This is a genomic window from uncultured Microbulbifer sp., assembly GCF_947498635.1.
Lineage (GTDB): Bacteria > Pseudomonadota > Gammaproteobacteria > Pseudomonadales > Cellvibrionaceae > Microbulbifer > Microbulbifer echini.
Window position 1 is genome coordinate 106,296 of the sequence record NZ_CANMKV010000002.1, and the last position, 20,041, is coordinate 126,336.

General features: G+C 52.7%; 21 protein-coding genes. 14 read left to right on the forward strand and 7 right to left on the reverse strand.

The features are described from left to right. Window positions 1-2: 2 nt before the first annotated feature. A complete protein-coding gene (locus tag Q1A69_RS01680; protein WP_299580131.1) occupies window positions 3-905 on the reverse strand; it encodes an EamA family transporter in 903 nt (300 codons plus the stop codon). Between the two features lie 148 nt (window positions 906-1,053). Here Q1A69_RS01680 and Q1A69_RS01685 point away from each other — a divergent pair, with 148 nt between their 5' ends. The 4 genes from Q1A69_RS01685 to Q1A69_RS01700 all read left to right on the forward strand — a co-directional run bounded on the left by Q1A69_RS01685 (window position 1,054) and on the right by Q1A69_RS01700 (window position 3,170). Then, window positions 1,054-2,010 carry a D-2-hydroxyacid dehydrogenase gene (locus Q1A69_RS01685; protein ID WP_299580134.1) on the forward strand — a complete coding sequence of 319 codons (957 nt, stop codon included), beginning with the start codon at window positions 1,054-1,056 and terminating at the stop codon, window positions 2,008-2,010. Window positions 2,011-2,180: 170 nt separating this feature from the next. Then, window positions 2,181-2,429, forward strand: a complete 249-nt coding sequence (locus Q1A69_RS01690) for a hypothetical protein (protein WP_299580137.1) — start codon at window positions 2,181-2,183, stop codon at window positions 2,427-2,429. Between the two features lie 35 nt (window positions 2,430-2,464). Further along, on the forward strand, window positions 2,465-2,950 hold the full coding sequence (locus tag Q1A69_RS01695) for a hypothetical protein (protein ID WP_299580140.1): 486 nt from the start codon (window positions 2,465-2,467) through the stop codon (window positions 2,948-2,950). Continuing rightward, the gene (locus tag Q1A69_RS01700; protein ID WP_299580143.1) at window positions 2,928-3,170 is read left to right on the forward strand and encodes a hypothetical protein; all 243 of its coding nucleotides are present in this window, start codon (window positions 2,928-2,930) and stop codon (window positions 3,168-3,170) included. Before Q1A69_RS01695 ends, Q1A69_RS01700 begins: the two co-directional genes overlap by 23 nt. A 58-nt stretch (window positions 3,171-3,228) precedes the next feature. Here the strand turns inward: Q1A69_RS01700 and yghU are convergent, their stop codons facing one another. Further along, a complete protein-coding gene (gene yghU, locus Q1A69_RS01705; protein ID WP_299580146.1) occupies window positions 3,229-4,107 on the reverse strand; it encodes a glutathione-dependent disulfide-bond oxidoreductase in 879 nt (292 codons plus the stop codon). 393 nt (window positions 4,108-4,500) lie between these two features. Here yghU and rsxA point away from each other — a divergent pair, with 393 nt between their 5' ends. The 7 genes from rsxA to Q1A69_RS01740 all read left to right on the forward strand — a co-directional run bounded on the left by rsxA (window position 4,501) and on the right by Q1A69_RS01740 (window position 11,376). Beyond that, window positions 4,501-5,076, forward strand: coding sequence for an electron transport complex subunit RsxA (rsxA, locus tag Q1A69_RS01710; RefSeq protein ID WP_299580149.1), 576 nt, complete (start codon window positions 4,501-4,503; stop codon window positions 5,074-5,076). Window positions 5,077-5,085: 9 nt separating this feature from the next. Beyond that, entirely contained in the window at window positions 5,086-5,700 is a 615-nt protein-coding gene (gene rsxB, locus Q1A69_RS01715) for an electron transport complex subunit RsxB (protein WP_299580152.1), read from the forward strand. Next, window positions 5,697-7,844, forward strand: coding sequence for an electron transport complex subunit RsxC (gene rsxC / locus Q1A69_RS01720; protein WP_299580155.1), 2,148 nt, complete (start codon window positions 5,697-5,699; stop codon window positions 7,842-7,844). Before rsxB ends, rsxC begins: the two co-directional genes overlap by 4 nt. Continuing rightward, the gene (gene rsxD / locus Q1A69_RS01725; RefSeq protein WP_299580158.1) at window positions 7,844-8,896 is read left to right on the forward strand and encodes an electron transport complex subunit RsxD; all 1,053 of its coding nucleotides are present in this window, start codon (window positions 7,844-7,846) and stop codon (window positions 8,894-8,896) included. Before rsxC ends, rsxD begins: the two co-directional genes overlap by 1 nt. Further along, window positions 8,896-9,600, forward strand: a complete 705-nt coding sequence (gene rsxG / locus Q1A69_RS01730) for an electron transport complex subunit RsxG (protein ID WP_299580161.1) — start codon at window positions 8,896-8,898, stop codon at window positions 9,598-9,600. Before rsxD ends, rsxG begins: the two co-directional genes overlap by 1 nt. Continuing rightward, on the forward strand, window positions 9,600-10,313 hold the full coding sequence (locus Q1A69_RS01735) for an electron transport complex subunit E (RefSeq protein WP_299580164.1): 714 nt from the start codon (window positions 9,600-9,602) through the stop codon (window positions 10,311-10,313). Before rsxG ends, Q1A69_RS01735 begins: the two co-directional genes overlap by 1 nt. A 352-nt stretch (window positions 10,314-10,665) precedes the next feature. Continuing rightward, window positions 10,666-11,376, forward strand: a complete 711-nt coding sequence (locus Q1A69_RS01740) for a TetR/AcrR family transcriptional regulator (RefSeq protein WP_299580166.1) — start codon at window positions 10,666-10,668, stop codon at window positions 11,374-11,376. An 88-nt stretch (window positions 11,377-11,464) separates the two neighbouring features. Here the strand turns inward: Q1A69_RS01740 and Q1A69_RS01745 are convergent, their stop codons facing one another. Continuing rightward, window positions 11,465-12,619 carry an SO2930 family diheme c-type cytochrome gene (locus Q1A69_RS01745; RefSeq protein WP_299580169.1) on the reverse strand — a complete coding sequence of 385 codons (1,155 nt, stop codon included), beginning with the start codon at window positions 12,617-12,619 and terminating at the stop codon, window positions 11,465-11,467. Beyond that, on the reverse strand, window positions 12,612-13,913 hold the full coding sequence (locus Q1A69_RS01750; protein WP_299580172.1) for a parallel beta-helix domain-containing protein: 1,302 nt from the start codon (window positions 13,911-13,913) through the stop codon (window positions 12,612-12,614). Before Q1A69_RS01750 ends, Q1A69_RS01745 begins: the two co-directional genes overlap by 8 nt. A 252-nt stretch (window positions 13,914-14,165) precedes the next feature. Between Q1A69_RS01750 and Q1A69_RS01755 the strand changes: the two genes are divergently transcribed. Beyond that, a complete protein-coding gene (locus Q1A69_RS01755; protein ID WP_299580176.1) occupies window positions 14,166-14,666 on the forward strand; it encodes a hypothetical protein in 501 nt (166 codons plus the stop codon). 197 nt (window positions 14,667-14,863) lie between these two features. Here Q1A69_RS01755 and Q1A69_RS01760 read toward each other — a convergent pair whose 3' ends face one another. After that, window positions 14,864-15,799: an alpha/beta hydrolase gene (locus Q1A69_RS01760; protein ID WP_299580179.1), complete on the reverse strand. Its 936-nt coding sequence runs from the start codon at window positions 15,797-15,799 to the stop codon at window positions 14,864-14,866. A gap of 62 nt (window positions 15,800-15,861) precedes the next feature. On the opposite strand from Q1A69_RS01760, the gene Q1A69_RS01765 reads away from it, so the two are divergent. Further along, window positions 15,862-16,047 (forward strand): hypothetical protein, encoded by a 186-nt coding sequence (locus Q1A69_RS01765; protein WP_299580182.1) that lies wholly within the window; start codon window positions 15,862-15,864, stop codon window positions 16,045-16,047. Here Q1A69_RS01765 and Q1A69_RS01770 read toward each other — a convergent pair. Further along, the gene (locus tag Q1A69_RS01770; RefSeq protein ID WP_299580185.1) at window positions 16,044-16,640 is read right to left on the reverse strand and encodes a Yip1 family protein; all 597 of its coding nucleotides are present in this window, start codon (window positions 16,638-16,640) and stop codon (window positions 16,044-16,046) included. The genes Q1A69_RS01765 and Q1A69_RS01770 overlap by 4 nt on opposite strands. A 356-nt stretch (window positions 16,641-16,996) precedes the next feature. Then, window positions 16,997-18,064 carry a branched-chain amino acid aminotransferase gene (locus tag Q1A69_RS01775; RefSeq protein WP_299580188.1) on the reverse strand — a complete coding sequence of 356 codons (1,068 nt, stop codon included), beginning with the start codon at window positions 18,062-18,064 and terminating at the stop codon, window positions 16,997-16,999. Window positions 18,065-18,651: 587 nt separating this feature from the next. Between Q1A69_RS01775 and Q1A69_RS01780 the strand changes: the two genes are divergently transcribed. After that, window positions 18,652-19,947 (forward strand): tetratricopeptide repeat protein, encoded by a 1,296-nt coding sequence (locus tag Q1A69_RS01780; protein ID WP_299580191.1) that lies wholly within the window; start codon window positions 18,652-18,654, stop codon window positions 19,945-19,947. The last annotated feature ends 94 nt before the right edge of the window (window positions 19,948-20,041 follow it).

Consider the following 20,041-nt stretch of genomic DNA (forward strand, 5'->3'; position numbering starts at 1 on the left):
CCCTAGCGCAGGGATACCGCAATCAATCCGGCACACACCAGCCCCATCCCCAGTAATTGGGGCCTGTGTGCCGGCTCATTCAGCAGCCAGATCGCAAACCCCACCCCCAACGGGATACTGAGCTGGCGCAGGGCCACCACATAGCTCACATTGTCCGTCATAGTTATCGCCAAGAGCACCAGGCCATAGGTTGCCCCCATCATCAAGCCGGTCACAACCCCCAGCTTCAAATCCCCCAGGCTCTGCACCAACTGCGCGCGGCCTACTCGCCCCATACAACTGCATAGTAACCAGACCCCGCAGGCAAAAAACTGCAGCCCCAAATAGCCGTACGCCATAACCGGGGGGGCCACTGCTCCATCCAGCGCCACTTCCAAATAAAGCAACGCACCCTTGTCCGCCAGCGAATATCCCACGGTACCGAGAGCCGCCACCAGAGCCCAGGCGCAATCCGCTCTCCAATAAACCCGCCAGTGCCACTGACGGAAATACACCAACGGCACCAATAAGCAACCGATAGTCACCAATAGCATCCCCATCCAAGCAACCCAGGGTAAAACCTGCCCCAGCAACACCGTCGCCAACGCGACCAGAAGAACCGGCAGGGCCCGCGCGATGGGATACACCAGACCGATATCGGCGCGCTGGTAAGCCAAAGCCAGACCACCCATATACACCATCTGGGAAAAACCACTGCCCAGTAGCAACAGCCAGAAATTACCCGGTAGTGAATCCGCCTGAGACAGTACCCACAGGCAAAGAGGAAGCAGTAGCAAGCCCACACTGAGGGAGGCGATACAAAAAAAAGCTGGAGAGGGAGCGCGGGATTTTCCCAGTAAATTCCAACCCGCGTGAAGAAATGCTGAAATAAGAACCAGTGATGCTGCGGTTAACGATATTCCCATTAGGGCCCTCTTCATATGCGACAGAAAGGCCCGTCATCAAACCGTAGCCAACCATGCGTGACCTGCCGCCAGCCCCAGGAAAGCCATTGCATTCGGCACTCTCTGCCGTAGCATGCCGCTATCTCACACAGGAAATTAAGGAGATTCCATGCGCGGCGTATTTCTGGACGCAATGACAATGAAGCTGGGGGAGTTGGACACACAGGCCCTGATAAACAGTCTAGACCACTGGGATTTCTACGAAACGACTTCCGCTGCGCAGACCGCCGAACGCATCGCCGGTGCGGACGTGGTCATTACCAATAAAGTCGTTTTAAATCGCGCTCACATGGAGCGCGCCGGCTCACTAAAATTGATTTGTGCGTGCGCCACTGGCACCAATAATATTGACCTCGAAGCCGCACGGAACCTCGATATTTCCGTGCGAAATGTGCAGGGATACGCCGGTGCCTCGGTTCCGCAGCACACCCTGGCATTAATCCTCGCCCTCGCCTCCCGCTGGCACCAATACCATCAGGATGTGATGGCAGGCCGCTGGAGTCAGTCGGAAATTTTCTGTTTGCTAGACCACCCCGTGGTGGAGCTGGCCGGTAAAACACTCGGTATTATCGGCTATGGCGCGCTGGGGCAAAGGGTCGCCAAACTGGGGGAAGCCCTCGATATGCGAGTGCTGGTGGCAGAGTCTTTGCGTGGCATTAAGCGTGAAGACCGAAAGTGTGAAGGCAGGGTTCCACTGGCACAATTAAAAACGGAATCCGATGTTATCAGCCTGCACTGCCCTCTCAGCCCGCAGACCGAAAAATTTATTAACCGCGCTTTTCTCGACGCTATGAAGCCCGGCGCGCTGTTGATAAATACCGCCCGCGGCGGCCTGGTTGACGAAGAGGCTGTGGCCGACGCGCTGCGCAACGGAAAGCTCGGCGGTGCCGCACTGGATGTTCTGAGTGAAGAGCCACCACCGGCGAGCCACCCGCTGTTGAGTCGTGACATTCCCAACCTGATTATCACCCCCCACAATGCCTGGATCAGCCGTGAAAGCCGCCAGCGCCTACTGAATGGTGTGGCGAACAATATAAAAAACTGGAAGCGGGAACTCCACGTATAAAGTGCAAGATCACGCCATTAGTTAAGTCTGAAAACAGAGATATAACTAAAGCCAACAAAGAGTGCTCAGGTTATTTTTAATTGCCCTAAAAATAGGGCAATTGCCTCTGGGATTTGATCGCCGCGACTATAGAATTCTGCGGCAATCAACCCCTGAAAAGGAGCAACTCGATGGCAACTGCAAGATCTCCACACAACTCCAGCAGGGAAAAGCTGCAACAGGCCTATAATCTCGCAGGAGAGGCCGCTTCGGATGCTGCGGAAAATATCAGGCAGAAGGCTAAATCTTCTGTACAGCAACAGAGACAGCGCGCTACGGATGTAATGGAAAAGGCGGAGTCTTCTTTGCGGGAAAGACCGATCTTAGCGGTCGGCTGTGCTTTTGTGGTCGGCTGGGCAATCGCGAAGCTTTTCAAGTAAGACGTTTCCCGTTTTAACCGGTAAGGAAACCGCAGATGGGCAATGGAAAGAAAAGCCATGGACCCAGTGAGAATTCCGATCCGGCCGCGCAACAGCGCGGTCGGGACGGTTCCTCTGAGCCCCCCGAAGACCCCGGCGCAAGTGGCGGCCTGGAGGAAACCCTGGCGCGTGCCGAGGCCACTCTAACCTTACTGAGCGCATGGCTGAGAAATATTCAGCAGCTTTTTCAGCTGGAGTTAGAGAGAACCCTAGCCGCGGGCAAGCGGCTGATTTTCCTGCAGCTGATGTTGGTACCTCTGGGCACCGCTCTGCTCGTTAGCTTTTGCGGCGGCCTGGGGTTACTTATCTACTATTTCACCCAATCCGTATATATAGGTTTTGCCACCTTCCTGCTCATACAGATCAGTATTTTTATCAGTATATTATTTTACCAGCGCAAACTACGCGCACTGCTGGGCTTTGAAGAGACCAAACGACAGGTGAGAGAGGCTCTAAACGATGTCGCTGAGACAATTAAATAAGCAAATTGCACAGTGCCGACACGATGCCGAAAAACAGCGACGCAGCGCATTAATGCTGCTTGGCCAGCAACAGAAGCAAGTAAATCAACACCTGGGAAATGTGCCTCTGCCGGTCATCCTAGGCCTGGCCTTTGCCGCCGGCTTTATCCTCGAGAAAATCTGGCAGCTGCCGCGCACCTCACAGATGATTCAGTTGGCGCTCTCCCTGCGTACATTCTAGGGAGAGCAAATCAACCATCCGCTGACTCGCGCACCGGTATCAGATTTTCATTGCCGGACTACTCATCGCCCTGCCCCGTAATTTTATCCTGGGTTTTCTCTTCAAAATCACCGGCCTCGTGACGTTCGTGCAGCTGTTCACTGGGATCTCCCCAGGTGCGGTTGACCATTCGCCCACGCTGTACTGCCGGACGCTGCGCAATTTCATCAGACCAGCGCACCAAGTTTTTATAACTCTCGACCTGGAGAAATTCACCGGCATCGTAGGCTTCATTGCGTACCAGTGCTCCGTACCAGGGCCAGATGGCGATATCCGCAATAGTGAATTCCCGCCCGGCAATAAATGGGTGCTTGGCCAGCTGTCGATCCAATACATCCATCTGCCGCTTAACCTCCATGGTGAAGCGGTTGATTGGATACTCGAGCTTCTCTGGCGCGTAGGCATAAAAATGCCCAAAGCCACCCCCGAGGTAGGGCCCCGACCCCATTTGCCAAAACAGCCAGTTGAGGGTTTCCGTGCGCTGCTCCGGAGTATGTGGCAGGAAAGCTCCAAATTTTTCCCCCAAATAGAGAAGAATAGAGCCACTCTCAAATATCCGGATTGGCGGTGAGGTACTGTGGTCCACCAGGACCGGGATTTTTGAATTAGGATTGATCTCCACAAAGCCACTGGAAAATTGCTCGCCCTCAGTGATACGAATCAAGTGTGCATCGTACTCCGCGCCCTCAAACCCCAGTGCCAACAGCTCTTCCAGCATAATCGTGACCTTGACGCCATTGGGGGTCCCCAGCGAATACAGCTGCATCGGATGCTTGCCCTGTGGCAATACCTTTTCGTGAGTAGGGCCTGCTATCGGGCGATTAATCTTGGCGAAGTTCCCTCCACTTTCCGCCTCCCATTTCCAAACCTTCGGCGGGGTATAGGGTGAATCCGGCATTACAAAGCTCCAACGGGTGTTATGGGTTTATCCAATAGAGATAAGGCCATCTCTCTCGGGAGTAAAGGGCTGCGCCAAAAAATCTGTGTAAACCACCAACGGCTGCGTGAAAGTAACCGCGCCCCCGAAGCCATGCGCCAACTATTCTCAAATCCATAGCCCAAGCCGGCTGGGAACGCGCCACCCCGTCGCCATGGCCGTGGCGACGGGGTGCACTGAGGCCTTGGCTGCCAGAAGATATGTCGCCGAGTTGAAGGCCCCCAGCGACTCACCCATAATACCGGCCCTGCGCGACATTCGACGGAGCCCCAGGCCCAAAGCCCCTCACCGGGATACCAAGACTCCGCCTGGGTGCTCGCACTGTTTTGCCCAAGGGCTTCAACCGGACCTGTTATGACCGAATTTGCAGTCATCCTGCTCAGCACCATCCTGGTCAACAACTATGTGTTGGTGCAATTTCTCGGGCTGTGCCCGTTTATGGGCGTCTCCAACAAACTGGAGACCGCCGTAGGTATGGCCGGCGCCACGACCTTTGTGCTCACGCTGGCCTCGATCTGCTCCTACTTAGTGAATACCTATCTGCTTGAACCGTTTGGTATCGAGTACCTGCGCACCATTTCCTTTATTTTGGTGATTGCGGTCGTCGTGCAATTCGCCCGCATGTTTATTCAGAAAACCAGTCCATTGATGTACAAGGTGCTGGGCGTTTTCCTACCGCTGATCACCACCAACTGCGCGGTACTCGGTGTGGCCCTGCAAAACACCATGAAGGCCCACACCTTTATGCAATCCACCCTGTACGGCTTTGGCGCCGCCGTGGGTTTCTCGCTGGTATTGATTCTTTTTTCCTCCATGCGCGAACGCCTGTTTGCCGCAGATGTGCCCCTGCCTTTTCGCGGCGCGGCCATCGGTATGGTCACCGCCGGGCTGATGTCCCTGGCGTTTATGGGCTTTAGTGGTCTGGTATAGGGTTGCATAATGCTGGACTGGATTTCTGAAATTTCTTACCCCCTGCTGGTACTCGGCGGCATGGCTCTGGTATTTGGCGCCCTGTTGGGCTATGCCGCCATCCGTTTTAAAGTGGAGGGCGACCCCCTGGTAGAGCAGGTCGACGCCCTATTGCCGCAAACCCAATGCGGTCAGTGCGGCTACCCCGGCTGTCGCCCATACGCTGAAGCCATTGTCCATGGCGATGCCATCAATAAATGTCCGCCCGGCGGCCAGGCCACCATCAACGAATTGGCCAACCTGCTGGATATGGAGCCCACGCCCCTGGACGCAGAACACGGTATCGAAGATGTAAAAAGAGTGGCCTTTATCCGCGAGGCCGAGTGTATTGGTTGCACCAAGTGCATCCAGGCCTGCCCGGTAGATGCGATCGCCGGCGCGGCCAAATATATGCATACCGTAATATCCGATGAGTGCACCGGCTGTGACCTCTGTGTAGAGCCCTGCCCGGTGGATTGTATCGATATGGTGCCGGTGGAAATGCCTCTGCAGGGCTGGCACCCACACAAGCCCGAAGATGGCATCCAACTGATTGCCACCGATCGTCGCACCGCTCAAGCAGACAACCGGGGAGGTACCGTTTGAACCCCGAGAAAGAGACTTTGACCTCACAGCAGGAAAAAATCCGCCAACGTGAGGCTGTAGAGGAGCGTCGCGCCGCCCGCGAGGCGCAATTAATAGCCAGCGAAAAGGCGCGTGAATTGCGCCCCAACGATTTTCACGGCGGCGTTCACCCACCGGAAAACAAAAAACAAAGTACCAGCGAACCCATCGGCACTATCCCCTTAGCCGAGGACTTGATCGTGCCCCTGCTGCAACACAGCGGCGCCACGGCCCTACCTCTGGTCAAACTCGGCGACGATGTGCTGAAAGGCCAGAAAATTGCCGAAGCAGACGGACTGATCAGCTGTCCGGTACACGCCCCCAGCTCCGGAAAAGTCGTAGCCATCGAGCCCTGCGCCGTTCCCCACCCCTCGGGACTCGCCGAGGACTGCATTGTTATTCGCACCGACGGAGAGGAACGCTGGTGTGAGCTGGAGCCCTGTGATGACTATACCCAGCTCAACCGGGTAGAGTTGCTGGAAAAAATCCGCGACTGCGGCATCGCCGGGATGGGTGGGGCGGGTTTCCCCACAGCAGTAAAACTCGACCCCCACGGCGGCGCTGAAATCGACACATTGATTATCAATGGCACCGAGTGTGAACCCTACATTACCGCCGACGATATGCTAATGCGCGAGCGCGCCGAGGAGATTATCGCCGGGGTCACTATCCTCGCCTACATCCTCGACGAACCGGAACGGGTATTAATCGGAATCGAAGACAACAAGCCCCTAGCGATTACCGCTATGCGCGAGGCTGCCAAGGGCACACGTTTCAACATTGTGGTATTCCCGACCAAGTATCCCTCCGGTGGCGAAAAGCAACTGATCCAGATTCTTACCGGGCGCGAAGTACCCAACCAAGGCCTACCGGCCAATGTCGGTATTGTCTGCCAGAACGTGGGTACCGCCAGGGCTGTTTATCGCGCCGTACGATTCGGAGAGCCATTGATCAGCCGGGTCACCACCGTAGTCGGACAGGCTCTGCAGCGGCAACGCAACATCGAGGTGCCCATTGGTACCCCCATCCGCCATATCCTCCAACACCACGGCATTCACCGCGGGCTGATGCAGAAGGTAGTTATCGGCGGCCCCATGATGGGTTATACGATCGACGATGAAAGCGCACCGGTGGTTAAAACCACCAACTGCCTGTTGGTACCCACCAATAAAGAGCTACCACCGGCGCCAGTTGCCAACGCCTGCATTCGCTGCGGCTACTGCGCCGAAGCTTGCCCGGCTTCACTGTTACCCCAACAGTTGTACTGGTATGCGCGCGCCGATGAGCGCGAAAAGCTACAAGCTTATAACCTATTCGACTGTATCGAATGTGGCGCCTGTTCCTACGTCTGTCCCAGCACGATTCCCCTGGTGCAGTATTACCGCGCCGCCAAAGGGGCCATACGCCTGGCGGAAGAAGAAAAAGAGAGATCCGATCGCGCTCGCGACCGCTTCGAGTTTCGCAAACTTCGCCTGGAGAGGGCGGAGAAGGAAAAAGAAGCCAAGCGTGAAGCCCGCCGCAAAGCCGCTGAATTGGCGCGCCAACAGCGCGAGCAGAGTCCCGAATCGGAAGCGGCCAAAGAGAGCAAACAGCAGGCGGATATCGTCAGCGCCGCCCTGGCGCGAGTCAAATCCCGCCAGGAAGATCCTCAGCAGTTGCTCGCCCGCGCCCAACGCACCTTTTCCAGTGCCGAGAGCCGCGTCGAGCGCTTGAGCAGCAAGCTGGAAGGCGCCGACGAAAGTCAGCGCGCCCAACTGGAGGCCCAGCTCAAAGCTGCGCAATTGAAACGGCAGGAGGCCGAACACAAGCTCACCCTGGCCAAGCGGCGCGCCGACCGCGACCCCACTCGGGAGCCCCATAAAGAGGAAACCAGTGCCGCAGTGCGCGCCATCACCAAGGCGCGGGCCTCAGCCGAAGCCCGCGCACAAATGAGCGATGCGGATAAACTCGCCGCGGACATCGAGGCACTGCGTAAGCGGCTCGGCAAAGCTGAGGCACGCCTGCAAAAAGCCAGAGATGAAAATGATGCTAATTTGGCGGCCTTCGAAACCGCTTTGGAAAAGTTGCAGAAAAAATTGGAAGATAAGATGCGCGAGCAACAAGCCGCACAGGGTGGTCGTCACTAATGTCTCTGATGCGAGCCTCCTCCCCCCACGCCCTCTCCGGTGACCACACCGCCAAGGTCATGCTGCAGGTGGCCGCCGCCACCGCGCCCGGCGTATTGGCCATGGTGATTTATTTTGGCATCGGCGTGCTTATCAACATCGCGCTCGCCATTATTACCGCCCTGCTGTGTGAAGCCGCTGTCATGAAGCTGCGCAACCGGCCGGTGGCTTTTTATCTGCGGGATTACAGCGCACTGGTCACGGCTCTGCTACTGGGTATCGCACTGCCCCCTTACTGCGCCTGGTGGCTGCCGGTGGTGGGTAGTGCGGTGGCCATCGTATTGGCCAAACACCTGTATGGCGGTATGGGCTACAACCCGTTCAACCCGGCCATGGTGGGTTATGTCGTACTGCTGATCAGCTTTCCGGTGGACATGACCCGCTGGGTGGGTGCGGCGGATATAATCGGCGGCGCGCCGGATATCGGCGAGGCTTTCTCTCTGGTTTTTGGTAGCTATAACGTCGATGGCTTTACCCGCGCCACTCCCCTGGAGATCGTGCGCCTCAACGAGTCGGTCCTACTCTCACAACTGTATGAAATGGAGCCGGTATTCAATAAAGGCACCTTTGCCGGAGTCGGCTGGGAAACGATCAGTTTCGGATTCCTGCTGGGCGGGCTCTTCCTCTTATTTCGCGGCATCATCACCTGGCATGCGCCGGTGGCCATGCTCGTCTCGCTAACCGTGATATCCCTGTTTTTCTATGACAGTGGCAGCTCCCTTTCCGAGGGCTCGCCCCTGCTGCATCTCTTTTCCGGCGCCACCCTATTTGGGGCCTTTTTTATCATCACCGACCCAGTCAGTGGCTGTACCAGTAACAAAGGGCGCTTGATCTTTGGCGCCGGCGTGGGGCTGTTCACCTATATTATTCGCGCCTGGGGCAGTTACCCGGATGCCATCGCTTTCGCCGTGCTTTTGATGAATTTTGCCGCACCCACGATCGACAATTACACCCTGCCACGCACCTATGGCCATAAGCGGGCACGTCGCGCCACCGATCTGGAGGAGCACTGATGCTCAAGCAGTCTATGGCCACCAATGCCGTTGTGCTGACCCTGTTCGCCCTGATCACCGCCGGCACTTTGGCAGTGACCCAAATTACCACCCGCGAGCCTATCGAGCGCGCCATACGCGCGGCCTCAGCCAAGGCATTGCTGGAGATCATCCCCCTCGACAGGCACAGTAATGATCTGCTCGTGGACACCTACCCAATCCCCAAGACCTACTGGAGTCAGCTGGGACTTACCCAGGGGGGCGATATCAACTTGGCGCGCGGCAAGGACGGAAAAATTTCAGCGGTTATTGTCCCGGCGATAGCACCAGACGGCTACTCGGGTCCCATCAAAATGTTGGTGGGTATAAACCGCGATGGCACTATTGCCGGTGTGCGGGTGACCAGCCACAGTGAAACCCCTGGGCTCGGCGATAAAGTGGAGTTGAAGAAAAGCGACTGGATACTCCAGTTCGATGGCCTTTCTCTGAAAAACCCTCCTGTCAGTGAATGGAAGGTACAGAAAGACGGCGGTGTCTTCGACCAATTTACCGGCGCTACCATCACTCCACGCGCAGTCGTCAATGAAGTGCGCCAGGTTTTGGAGTATGTCGCAAAAAACCACCAGCAGATTTTCAATGCGCCAGTATCGAAGCGCGCAGTGGAGGTGGAGAACCCCGAAGTAGAGAACACAGATGGGGCCCAGCCCAAAACGGAGCAGAATTGATGGCAACCCCCGCTTACGCAGAAATTACCCACAATGGGCTCTGGAAAAACAACCCCGCACTGGTTCAACTACTGGGGCTCTGCCCATTGCTGGCCGTTACCGGTTCCGTGGTCAACGCGATTGGCCTCGGCCTCGCCACCACTGGCGTCCTCACCTGCTCCAATCTGGCGGTTTCCTTGGTTCGACGACAAATGCCCGACACCGTGCGTTTGCCCGCGTCGGTCATGATCATCGCCACCTTTGTCACCTGTGTCGAACTATTGATGAAGGCTTTCACTTATGAACTCTACTTGGTACTTGGCATTTTTATTCCGTTGATTGTCACCAACTGTGCCATTCTCGGCCGCGCCGATGCTTTTGCCAGTAAAAATCCGGTCCTGCCATCATTGGTGGATGGTTTTATGATGGGGGTCGGCTTCACGGCAGTTTTGATTGTTATTGGCGCCGTACGGGAGATACTTGGCCAAGGCACACTATTTTCCGATATGGATCTACTGTTAGGCCCCATGGCCAAAGATTGGGGACTGCAATTACTGGGAAGTGACTACCCCGGAGTCTTAGTGGCAGTGCTACCTCCCGGAGCATTTTTGGTGGCGGGACTGTTAATCGCAGCAAAGAACGCCATAGATGCGGGCATTGAACGCCGCCGCAGCCAGCAGATCAAAATTGTGTCTGGCACCAAACGCGTGCGGGTTACCGGAAAAATTTCTTAAAACCTCAGCGGCGGCCCTCATTCTAGGCGGCAATTTTTTAGTGTAATGAATGCTAATCGATTGTCGCCGAGCTATTTCGAGAAAACATTCTCTAACGCTGAGTCAAAATACCCTCCGCTTGACGCCTAGTTCTCCATCTCGCAATGCCCTAAATACCCCGCGAAGAAATTTGCACCAATTTAAGGATCTTCGCGCAAGCGAGTCGCCTATAAAGTGCCTAACTGGTGCAACTTTCATGTAATCAAATGTAATAGCTTTATTGCCTCTTTTTGAATTCGTTTGGCTAGAATGGCACGACCGAACAGCTTGCTAGAACAATCGGTGCCAACGCAAAAAGAACAGGGAAACTGCTATGACTGTAGACAACGGAAAGTCTGATCTGGTCTACCACGGCCGCCGCGCACAGCGTGCCGACAGCCGCCTGCGCCGCAAGGCCATTCTCGAGGCCACCCTGCGACTCATCGTAAAAGAAGGGATTCGCGGTATTCGCCACCGCGCCGTAGCCCGCGAAGCCAATGTGCCCCTGGCTGCAACGACCTACTATTTTAAAGACCTTAACGACTTAATCAGTGACTCATTCACTTATTTTGTCGAACAGGGACTGGAAAGTACGCGTCAACTTCAGGAAGAGAGTTTTAGTGCGGCGCGCAATCTATCAGCCCAAGAGCGCGCATCGAGCAGTAGTCACAAGTTATTAGTACAACAGCTGGCGCGCTTTATCCTGACACATGTTCGCAACCAGGCGGAAGATCGAGACCGCCGCCTTGTCGAACTGGCGTTCCGCAACGAGGCGCTGCGCAATGAGCAGTTGACCCGAGCTGTACGCATGTCGAACCATGCAAGAGAGTCACTGATTCAGGAATTCTTCCACCTGCTGGGTATAACCGATGCAGAGGCTGCCGCACAAATCGCTCATGGCACGATCCTAAAGCTTGAGTACGAGATCCTGAGTAGCTCCATTGCTCTGGACTCCCCATTACTCGAGCGCACAGTGACCATGATGGTACGCGGCCTCATTCCCGCAACGGCTACTCAAATTGCCGAGAGCGCTGCTTACGGCTGAAATCTATGCTGCTCTTCAGGCCGCGGCACAGTGACAGCGCACTGTGCCGCTTCCCGACTTCTCCAGTCACCTGAAGCAATTCAACGGCCTAGGAACAGCTCCCCGACATCGCCGCCACCCACTGGCGCAACAGATCTACCCCCTCCTCATGTACCAGACTGCGTCCCAGTTCCGGCATCATTGCCCCAGGGTCTCTGGACTCCACGCGGAAGTTCAAAATAGAGTGGTCAGGCTCTCCCGGTACTATGGCGAACACCCGCCCCCCGCTGCCAGTACCGGCCGCGACCGGAGGTTTGCACAGCCCCAGTTTACGCCTGTCTGTCTCACTGTAGTGAAGCATCAATCCCGAGGTATCCGCCGCACCGGCCGGATTGTGGCAGTGACCGCAATTGATATCGAGGTAGGCTCGCGCCCTATTCTCCAGAGGTTTCGATGTATCGGCGTAACTGGGCAGGCTGGGTAGTAAGGCCAGTTCGGGAACGCCTCTGAGATAGCCTGCTTTCTGCCAATGCGATAATTGATTCTCTGTCCCGCTAGAGTAGGGATAAGTCCTGTTTAGATGGCGCGCTCTGGGCCCGAGTGGCGAAATTTCCTTTCCGGTGAAGTTATCGGCATGACATCCAGCGCATTGATTGGCATCGGGCACGACATAGGTAAATGTGGAAACGTCCCCAGAATCCGCCACAAGCTTGAGGGGCGTGATATCACCGGCAATTTCATAAACCGCCTCTGTCTGCTCCGCGTTCCAAATATACGGTATCGCCTGCCAGCCATTCTCGCGCTTTACCAGGAGGCGGGTCTCCACCAACCGTACCGCCTGCATATCCAGCGCCTCCCCCCAGCGCCCAACGACATAATCACTGGCAAAACTGTCGGTACGGACAACGGTTTCTCCTGCCCCTCTGGGGTAATAAAAAGTCTTGGTAAGCACCGTGCCCACCGGGTAGTCAAACTGCTCTTCAGCATAGTTTGCTGAAGTCCCCATTGGCATCCACACTGTGCGCAATTTATGCGCATAGTCGGTAAAAAGCCCGGTGTTCAATCCATATGGCAGTACCCGATCATTAGGTATAAAAGCGCCGTCAATAATATTGACCAGATTCCAGTCGCTGAGTCTTTCTGGAATGGTATCCATAGAAAACAGGGTGACCGGGGGGCGATGCTTGTCACAGCCACCAAAGAGAAGAGTCACTGCCCCCATTATTAATAGGAAAACACCACCCCAGGAAACGCTATTATTCATTGCGTCCCTCCAAAGTAGCCAGGTGATCGCCCTCCTTGCGCTCCTCAGGTGCCTCGTCAAAATTCAGAACAATTTGGGGCAACTTTTCCAGATGACATAGATGCGCCGAGATATCGGTGGAAATATTCTGGTAATTATTTAAAAAATCTATATTGAGAATACCCGCTTCGGCATTATCAATGCACAATTTCAAGTGCTCTGGCAGAGATCCATCAGACATTTTTTCACGATCGATAACGCCATCCCAAAGTACATCCGGGAGACTTCCCCCCAATCCAAAACGAGCTAGCCTGAGCGCTTTCAGCTCCAAGTGATCCGGTGCCCCCCCCCCGCCAACAAACTCATTATCATAGATATAAATACCCTCAGGGTATGGGTCAAAATCTACTTGTGTGGATTTATCACTGTAATATCCAGCAGTAAAATAACTGCTTATTACAATGTTCGCGGTATCGTTTTCCGCAATCTTATTGTCAAAAATCTCGACTCGATCATTGGAGTTAATAACAATACCCGAACCCGCCGGAACCGCAGCTACCGGGGTTCCTTCATGCCCAAAGTTTTCTACATTATTTTTGAATATTTTATTTTCATAAATACGCGTACTATGCCCGGGCTGCGGCAAATTGGGCATATTAAAAACCAGAATACCACCCGTATTATTGGTGGCCACATTGCCATAAACATCAGCGCCAATCGTATTCTCTATTTCAATACCTGCCACATTAAATTCAGCTCGATTATTACGCACTACCACATTTCGAGACTGCCCCACATAAATTCCCGCATCCGATGCACCAATAGCTACGGAGCCTTCGACCAGAGTATTTTTTGTCTGCACTGGATAAATACCATAGGCCCCATTTTCGGTAGCCGGCCCATTAGTCCACTCAACACGGATATTGCGAACAACAATATTTTCGCCCTCATTGATCTTTAGAGCATCACCCACAGTGTCCTCTATTGCCAGATTCTCAATTGTGAAATTACTCGCATTGACCAACAATCCCTCAGCACCCTGTATCTGATTTTTAAATGAGAGAATGGATTTATCCATGCCCACACCACGAATAGTGACGTCATCCACATTGAGAGAGAGACTGCGATCAATTTTAAATTCCCCCTCTGGGATGAGAATAATGTCACCGGGTTTGGCGGCTATTAGTTGTCTCAGTAGTTTTTTTTGAAATTCGATAGCAGTTTCTGATTGTCTTGACTGTACTGGATTATCCGGGGCACAGGCCGATGTCAGCAATAAAGAGAGAGCTATCCCAGCGTAGGGCAAGTTCTTCATGGTTCACCTTTTTATTTGAATTATTTTCAGTAGCTACTAAATCAAGTCTTGATGGGTACGAGTGTACCAATTAGGTCGTGCAAAAAATCTTCTATGCAAGCTTCTGCATAGTATCCAACCCCTATCCAGCCTTCAAGGCACTATTATTATCTAACGATCGGGAATAAAAGAGAGAGTTCGCGCCTGGCATTTAAAGCCACAAACAAGCTGAAGGAGTCAGCCCGCCGACCAACTTAGGAAAGTGCCATCCAGATGAATTTTCGCAAATTTTTATTCATGTGTTTCTTTCTCTGCAGTGGATCCATATTCGCTCAGAAGGCCCCCACTCAATACACCCTAAAAATTGAAATCGAAACACCAGAAGGCTGGCAATTTCATACCCAACAGATATTTAGCGACCCCAAGTTAGACATTGACTCCAAACCACTTTCGGCCCAAACGTCCCCAAAGAAATATCAAGCAATACGCTGTGACGGGCCTTGGGGAGCAATAAAATATACGGTTTCACTCTCCAGCGGCCCTGGCGTTAAAATTCTACACCGTGAAGACACAATAATTATTAAAGTGATTGAATACTCCGTCGACAGCAAGGATCAAGTTATCGAGACCATGAGCATTCAATGCATAGATACCGAGCCCACACAAATCATGAATTCAGTTGAGGATGTCAAATTCACAATAGATAAAGAAATTACCGAACAGGTTGAACTTAGCAATGGGTATGTCCTTAAATACCATTTTAAACCCGGTTAACCCCACGATATCCCAAGCTAGTTTCTGTCAATTCCTCCACACCTATAAGCACTTAGGGCTGGGGACTGGGGGCTGGGGGCTGGGGGCTGGGGGCTATGCATCGAAAACAATTACCGCCAAGATTATAATACACTCGACAGAGTGCCATAGCTTGACCCAAAGGCTTATTAATTTATCACTAATAATTCAGAGGCAATCTAACCATTAAGAAAGCGGTTAATCGAAGAATAGGCTTTCATACACGTCTCTCTAACTAAGTCTTCGATATTTAAAAATCCATGTATGGCATCTTCGAAGTGTACATTTTCGGCATGTATCCCTAAGGATTTCACCTTTTCATAGTAAATTTTCCCCTCATCACGCAATGGACAAAATTCAGCGGTGATGACCAAGGTTTGTGGAAGATTAGCGGTGAAGTCCATATGCAATGGGGAAGCTGCCTTTCTGCACTGCCCTTCCCTAAAATACTTATCGAAAAACCAAGTACACATATCAGCCTCTAATAAATAGCCAACGCCATTTTCATTATAGGATTCGTATCTGGCGACATAATCAACACAAGGATAAATAAGAATCTGCTTTTCTATATCAATTCCCCGGTCAAACTGGGCCAGGTGTGACACTGAGGCAGAAAGCGAACCGCCTGCAGAGTCTCCTGCCACAGATAACGTTTTTCGATAGTCAACATTCTGTCGATCTAGAGTCGCCCAGATGCCCCTGACAACGGCACAGGCATCTTCAATATTCGCAGGGTAAAGATTTTCTGGTGCTAGACGATATTCCCCAGCCACCACAATGTGCTGTGTATTTATTGCCATTTTTCGACAAATCGGATCATAGGCCTTAACACTGCCTGCCATGTGTCCACCACCATGGAAATACACCAATACCGGAAGCGTTTGACCTGGATTCGGGTTAAAGATACGCACCGGAACGTTATACCCGGCAGTATATATTTCCGCATCCATCACACAATCAATATCAGGAATATCGGTCACAAACTCCTGTATCAGCATCTCCGTCTTTTCCCGAGAGTCAATAACGCTAAAAGGAAAACCTTTTGCGGAACGCGCCAATAGCACTTCGTTACACTCTCGAAGAAATGCGGAGAGACTTGGATTTACCTTTCTCAACTTAAACCCCCAAAGAAAAAATTTAACAATAAAATCCGCCTGAAAAATTCCTAAATAGAGATATGAAACCTCTAACCTTCAGATCAAAAAAAAGATTATCTTATTTCAAACACTATGCACCTCAAAATAACGCAGAACTTTTTAACTATAAATATCAAGAAATATGGAGAGAGGTGCCAGCCACTAAAAAAGCAGCTGGCGCACAAAATACGATAATAATTTTTTTGGATTCAGAGGGGCTTATTTAATGAAAGACAGGAGCAGAGACATAACTCCAGAACAATACGGTGCCCACCATGATCATTACGGCAATGACCAGGGAAACGGTGATAATCGCACTGGCGAAGAGGAAGCCCCGTTCTTCAGAAACGCCCATCACAATTGGAATGCCCAGATAAAGTAAATAAACCGCATAAGCGACGGCCACTGTAGCCAGTAAAATATCCAGCCATAACACGGGGTAGATTCCAGCGATGCCCGCCAAAAAAATAGGCGTCGCGGTAAACCCAGCGACAACCACCCCCTTCATTGGGTGCGTCTCTGCGCCATAGGTTCTAGCCATCCAGTGGATAAAATAGCCAATCGAGACGACAGCCAATACCATCGTAAAATAAAACACCGCGACTAATTCCAGTGCGCTCTGCCCAGTTATTTTTACCGGCGTTCCGCTACCGATACTCCAACCAACTTGAGTTGTACCGAAATACCAGGCGACTGCAGGAAACAGCGCCAAAATAATGACGTAGGGAATTTGCCGGCGAAGTTTTTTCTCGGGAAGGCTACCGATCAGCTCCCACTGCCTGCGGGGCTGCAGCATAAGGCCGAACATATGGGTCAACATTCTGTTTTCCTCAGGTTCTAGAGAGAACTCTGAGTGCGACCTATCTACTCAAATTGATCTTGAAACAGCCGGTCAATAGGAGGGTACCACTAAAAGGCCACCCACAAAGCTCCAGTGCATTTCTTCTTGTTTCGGAATTATTTGTAGGAGCTACAGTCGTTCAAGTCAACCGCAGAGAAGGAATTGGCGGGAATGCTTACATTCTCGTTTCTCGCGGAAACATTTTTTAATGGTACTTTGATACAAATCAACCCGGCCAGAGCGTGGAGGTTCGTGCAGGGAGTATTTAACGCCGTAACCAGCTGCCGATCCGCAGCCGGTTACCTTTATACCTCGGGTACCACTCACCCATCCAGTTAGAAATTTACAGGGTCAACAGGTTGCATCCAGCCAAAATTGTCCTCGGCACGACCCTCTTGAATATCCAGAAGTGCCTCGCGCAACGCTTTAGCCACAGGCCCCGGAGCCTGGTACAGCTCGTGACAGTGCATTTCATCGCCTATCACACTGATAGGACTGATAATGGCCGCAGTGCCGCAGGCAAAGGCCTCGGTGCAGACCCCAGAAGCGATTTGGCTAAGCAATGTATCAATATGGATAGCACCCTCTACCAAGTCGTAACCCAGTTCCCTGGCCAGCTTCAAGAGCGAATTACGAGTGATACCTTCCAGAATGGAACCGGAGAGCGCCGGCGTATGGAGCTTTCCCTCGATCACTGCAAAGAAATTCATTCCCGAGAGCTCATCCACACGGCTGCGATCAGCGGGGTTCAACCAGAGAGATTGGTCGTAGCCACGCTCCTTGAGACGCCCAACGCTGAGTAGCGAGCCGGCATAATTACCGCCCACTTTGGCATCTCCTGTACCCCCCACAGCCGCACGCGCATCCTCACGCTCTACCCAAAGGCGCATATTGCCGGTGTGGTAGGCCTCTGAGGGGCTGGCGATGACATAGAACTCATAGGATGTGCTGGCTGATACCGTTAGGTCCGCCTGAGTACCGATCAGGAAAGGCCGTAAATAAAGTGACTCACCGCGGTTACCTGGTACCAGGTTGGCACAGTACGCAGCGACAGTGCGCACACCATCGAGAAACAGAGATTCGGGCACGGAGGGCATGCACAGCCGCTTGGCAGAATACGCCATACGCGCCGCATTTTTTTCAGGGCGAAACAACGCAATGCTGCCAGCCGCTGTTCGATAAGCCTTCATACCCTCAAAGCACGACTGGGCGTAATGTAGGACCTTTGCCGCTGGATCTATGGTCAGTGGAGCATAAGGAATTAATTCCCCCTGACTCCAGCAGCCGTCCTGACAGACTGCACGAAACATCACAGGGGCCATTGCCGTCCCGAAGCCCAATCTTTCAGGTACTTCATATCCACGCAGACTCACGGCTACTTCGGGGTCGATATAGATGCTCACCGGCACTCTCCTCTCATTCGAATCGGCTGATTATGGCGCCTGACGGTCAGCAATCCAAATGCACCACCCACAGGCCCCATTGCTTTAGTCATTTTCGCCCAATCAGCACCGCTCTCATAGGATGAAAGTCCAGTTAAAGCGCTCCTAGTCCCTTCGCTTCGGGCTCAACGGATCGACACATAAATTTACCCAATAAACTTTTGGCACTTACTTACCGACCTTCAGCACTGTTATTTCTCTGCAGCTGCTAAACCAAAAGGGTGGTCGCAGGCATGCCGGTAACTCTTTCACCGGTTGGTTGAAGTCTCCGTCACAATCCCTCTGATGACAGACTGTGCTGGCTATACTGTTTAATACGCAGCCAGGAGCGCAAAAATAAGCATCCGGATGCGTCTTCTCTGATCGGCCAAAGAGCAAAATCTATCGTGGCCACAGGGTAGTAACAGAACCACATTTCAGGAGAGAGCTTCCACCATATCAGCCGGTTTACCGGCGATCGGGCGGAGACGAGATCCACACCCTGTGTGACGGCTATGGCCTATTGCACAGCTGTGGGCAAAGTAAACCGGAATGGAAGTGGTTCAATCGTGACACAGATAGATACCAGCAATCGCCTTGCTATCGGCTTGATGTTTACAGCCACAGCACTGCTGTGTAACAGCGCCATTGCCGCAGATGACGCCACTGTAAGCCAGCACTCAAAAGCCCCTCCCCAGGCTTTTATTGAAGCTGCCTCCAAACCCCTGAAAAAAACCCGAAGACAACTGCGCCCCTCTGAAGCCGTCGACTATTATCGCGAACGAATCGAAGAACTGGAGGCCGAACATGGCGCATACGGTGTCGGTATTGATGAACAATTACTAGGACTGGCTACCGCATTGCAAAAAGCCGGTGCGCACGACGAAGCCGCCAGCGAATTCCGCCGCGCAATGTTGGTTAACCGGGTGAATGAAGGGCTGTATTCCCTCAGCCAGATCCCAATGATTGAGCGGCTCATCGAAAGCCAGATAGCTCTAAATCAATGGGAGGACGCGAATGACAACCAGCAGTACCTCTATTGGTTGTACGAAAAAAATTACGGCAAAAAAGATCCACGGATGTTACCGGTAATCAACAATTTGAGTCGCTGGCACCTTCAATCCTATGTTGAGAAAAAAGGCGAAACCCTAGTTGAACACCTGATCAGCGCCACCAAACTCTATACCCTCGCTGTCGACATTATCACTAAGAATTTCGGCTCCAATGATCTGCGTCTAGTAGATGCTTTGCGTGGATTAAAGGCCACCAATTATTACTTGGCCAGGTACAAGGGGGAGGCTCAGGCACCCCTTATCGTTAATACCAGCTTTGGCGCAGGGCCCGATACCCATCAACGCAGTACGGTTGATCACTACCGTATGAAAAGTTTCAACACCGGCAAGAAGGCAATCACTCGACTTGTCGATGTTTACCAGAGAAATCCCAAATCGCCACCAGCCGCATCCGCCAAAGCCAAAGTTGAATTGGGTGACTGGTACATGATGTTCAATAAATGGCACTCCGCCCGGCGGACTTACGGTGAGGCTTATCAGGCCCTTTGGGATAACGGCGCATCCAGAGATGAAATTCAGGATATTTTTGGCCGCCCGATAGCTCTTCCCGCACTGCCCATACTGGAATCGGAGAGCAAGGCCCTGGCGAACTCACACATCACCGTTTCCTACGACGTTACCGCGTTTGGCAAAGCCCGCAACATCAAGATCTTACGCTCCTACCCGTCGGACAAGGTACAGGTTCGCTCTAAAGTGCGAAAAATACTTAAACGCGCCAAATTTCGTCCGCGCTTTGAGGATGGTGAGGCGGTAGAAACCCGCGGCATTGTTCAGCGCTTTGTTTTTGATTGAGGTTTTTTCGTCACAGCGATTAACTGGGGTTGTGGAGAGCGCGCAAATAATCAAATAACAACTACTTTTAAATTTCCACACTAGCCATTTTCCG

Bases quoted from the DNA above. Each gene is read 5' to 3' on its own strand.
- Q1A69_RS01680 (WP_299580131.1), bottom strand. From the start codon at position 905: ATGGGAATATCGTTAACCGCAGCATCACTGGTTCTTATTTCAGCATTT.
- Q1A69_RS01685 (WP_299580134.1), top strand. From the start codon at position 1,054: ATGCGCGGCGTATTTCTGGACGCAATGACAATGAAGCTGGGGGAGTTG.
- Q1A69_RS01690 (WP_299580137.1), top strand. From the start codon at position 2,181: ATGGCAACTGCAAGATCTCCACACAACTCCAGCAGGGAAAAGCTGCAA.
- Q1A69_RS01695 (WP_299580140.1), top strand. From the start codon at position 2,465: ATGGGCAATGGAAAGAAAAGCCATGGACCCAGTGAGAATTCCGATCCG.
- Q1A69_RS01700 (WP_299580143.1), top strand. From the start codon at position 2,928: ATGTCGCTGAGACAATTAAATAAGCAAATTGCACAGTGCCGACACGAT.
- yghU (WP_299580146.1), bottom strand. From the start codon at position 4,107: ATGCCGGATTCACCCTATACCCCGCCGAAGGTTTGGAAATGGGAGGCG.
- rsxA (WP_299580149.1), top strand. From the start codon at position 4,501: ATGACCGAATTTGCAGTCATCCTGCTCAGCACCATCCTGGTCAACAAC.
- rsxB (WP_299580152.1), top strand. From the start codon at position 5,086: ATGCTGGACTGGATTTCTGAAATTTCTTACCCCCTGCTGGTACTCGGC.
- rsxD (WP_299580158.1), top strand. From the start codon at position 7,844: ATGTCTCTGATGCGAGCCTCCTCCCCCCACGCCCTCTCCGGTGACCAC.
- rsxG (WP_299580161.1), top strand. From the start codon at position 8,896: ATGCTCAAGCAGTCTATGGCCACCAATGCCGTTGTGCTGACCCTGTTC.
- Q1A69_RS01735 (WP_299580164.1), top strand. From the start codon at position 9,600: ATGGCAACCCCCGCTTACGCAGAAATTACCCACAATGGGCTCTGGAAA.
- Q1A69_RS01740 (WP_299580166.1), top strand. From the start codon at position 10,666: ATGACTGTAGACAACGGAAAGTCTGATCTGGTCTACCACGGCCGCCGC.
- Q1A69_RS01745 (WP_299580169.1), bottom strand. From the start codon at position 12,619: ATGAATAATAGCGTTTCCTGGGGTGGTGTTTTCCTATTAATAATGGGG.
- Q1A69_RS01750 (WP_299580172.1), bottom strand. From the start codon at position 13,913: ATGAAGAACTTGCCCTACGCTGGGATAGCTCTCTCTTTATTGCTGACA.
- Q1A69_RS01755 (WP_299580176.1), top strand. From the start codon at position 14,166: ATGAATTTTCGCAAATTTTTATTCATGTGTTTCTTTCTCTGCAGTGGA.
- Q1A69_RS01765 (WP_299580182.1), top strand. From the start codon at position 15,862: ATGAAACCTCTAACCTTCAGATCAAAAAAAAGATTATCTTATTTCAAA.
- Q1A69_RS01770 (WP_299580185.1), bottom strand. From the start codon at position 16,640: ATGTTGACCCATATGTTCGGCCTTATGCTGCAGCCCCGCAGGCAGTGG.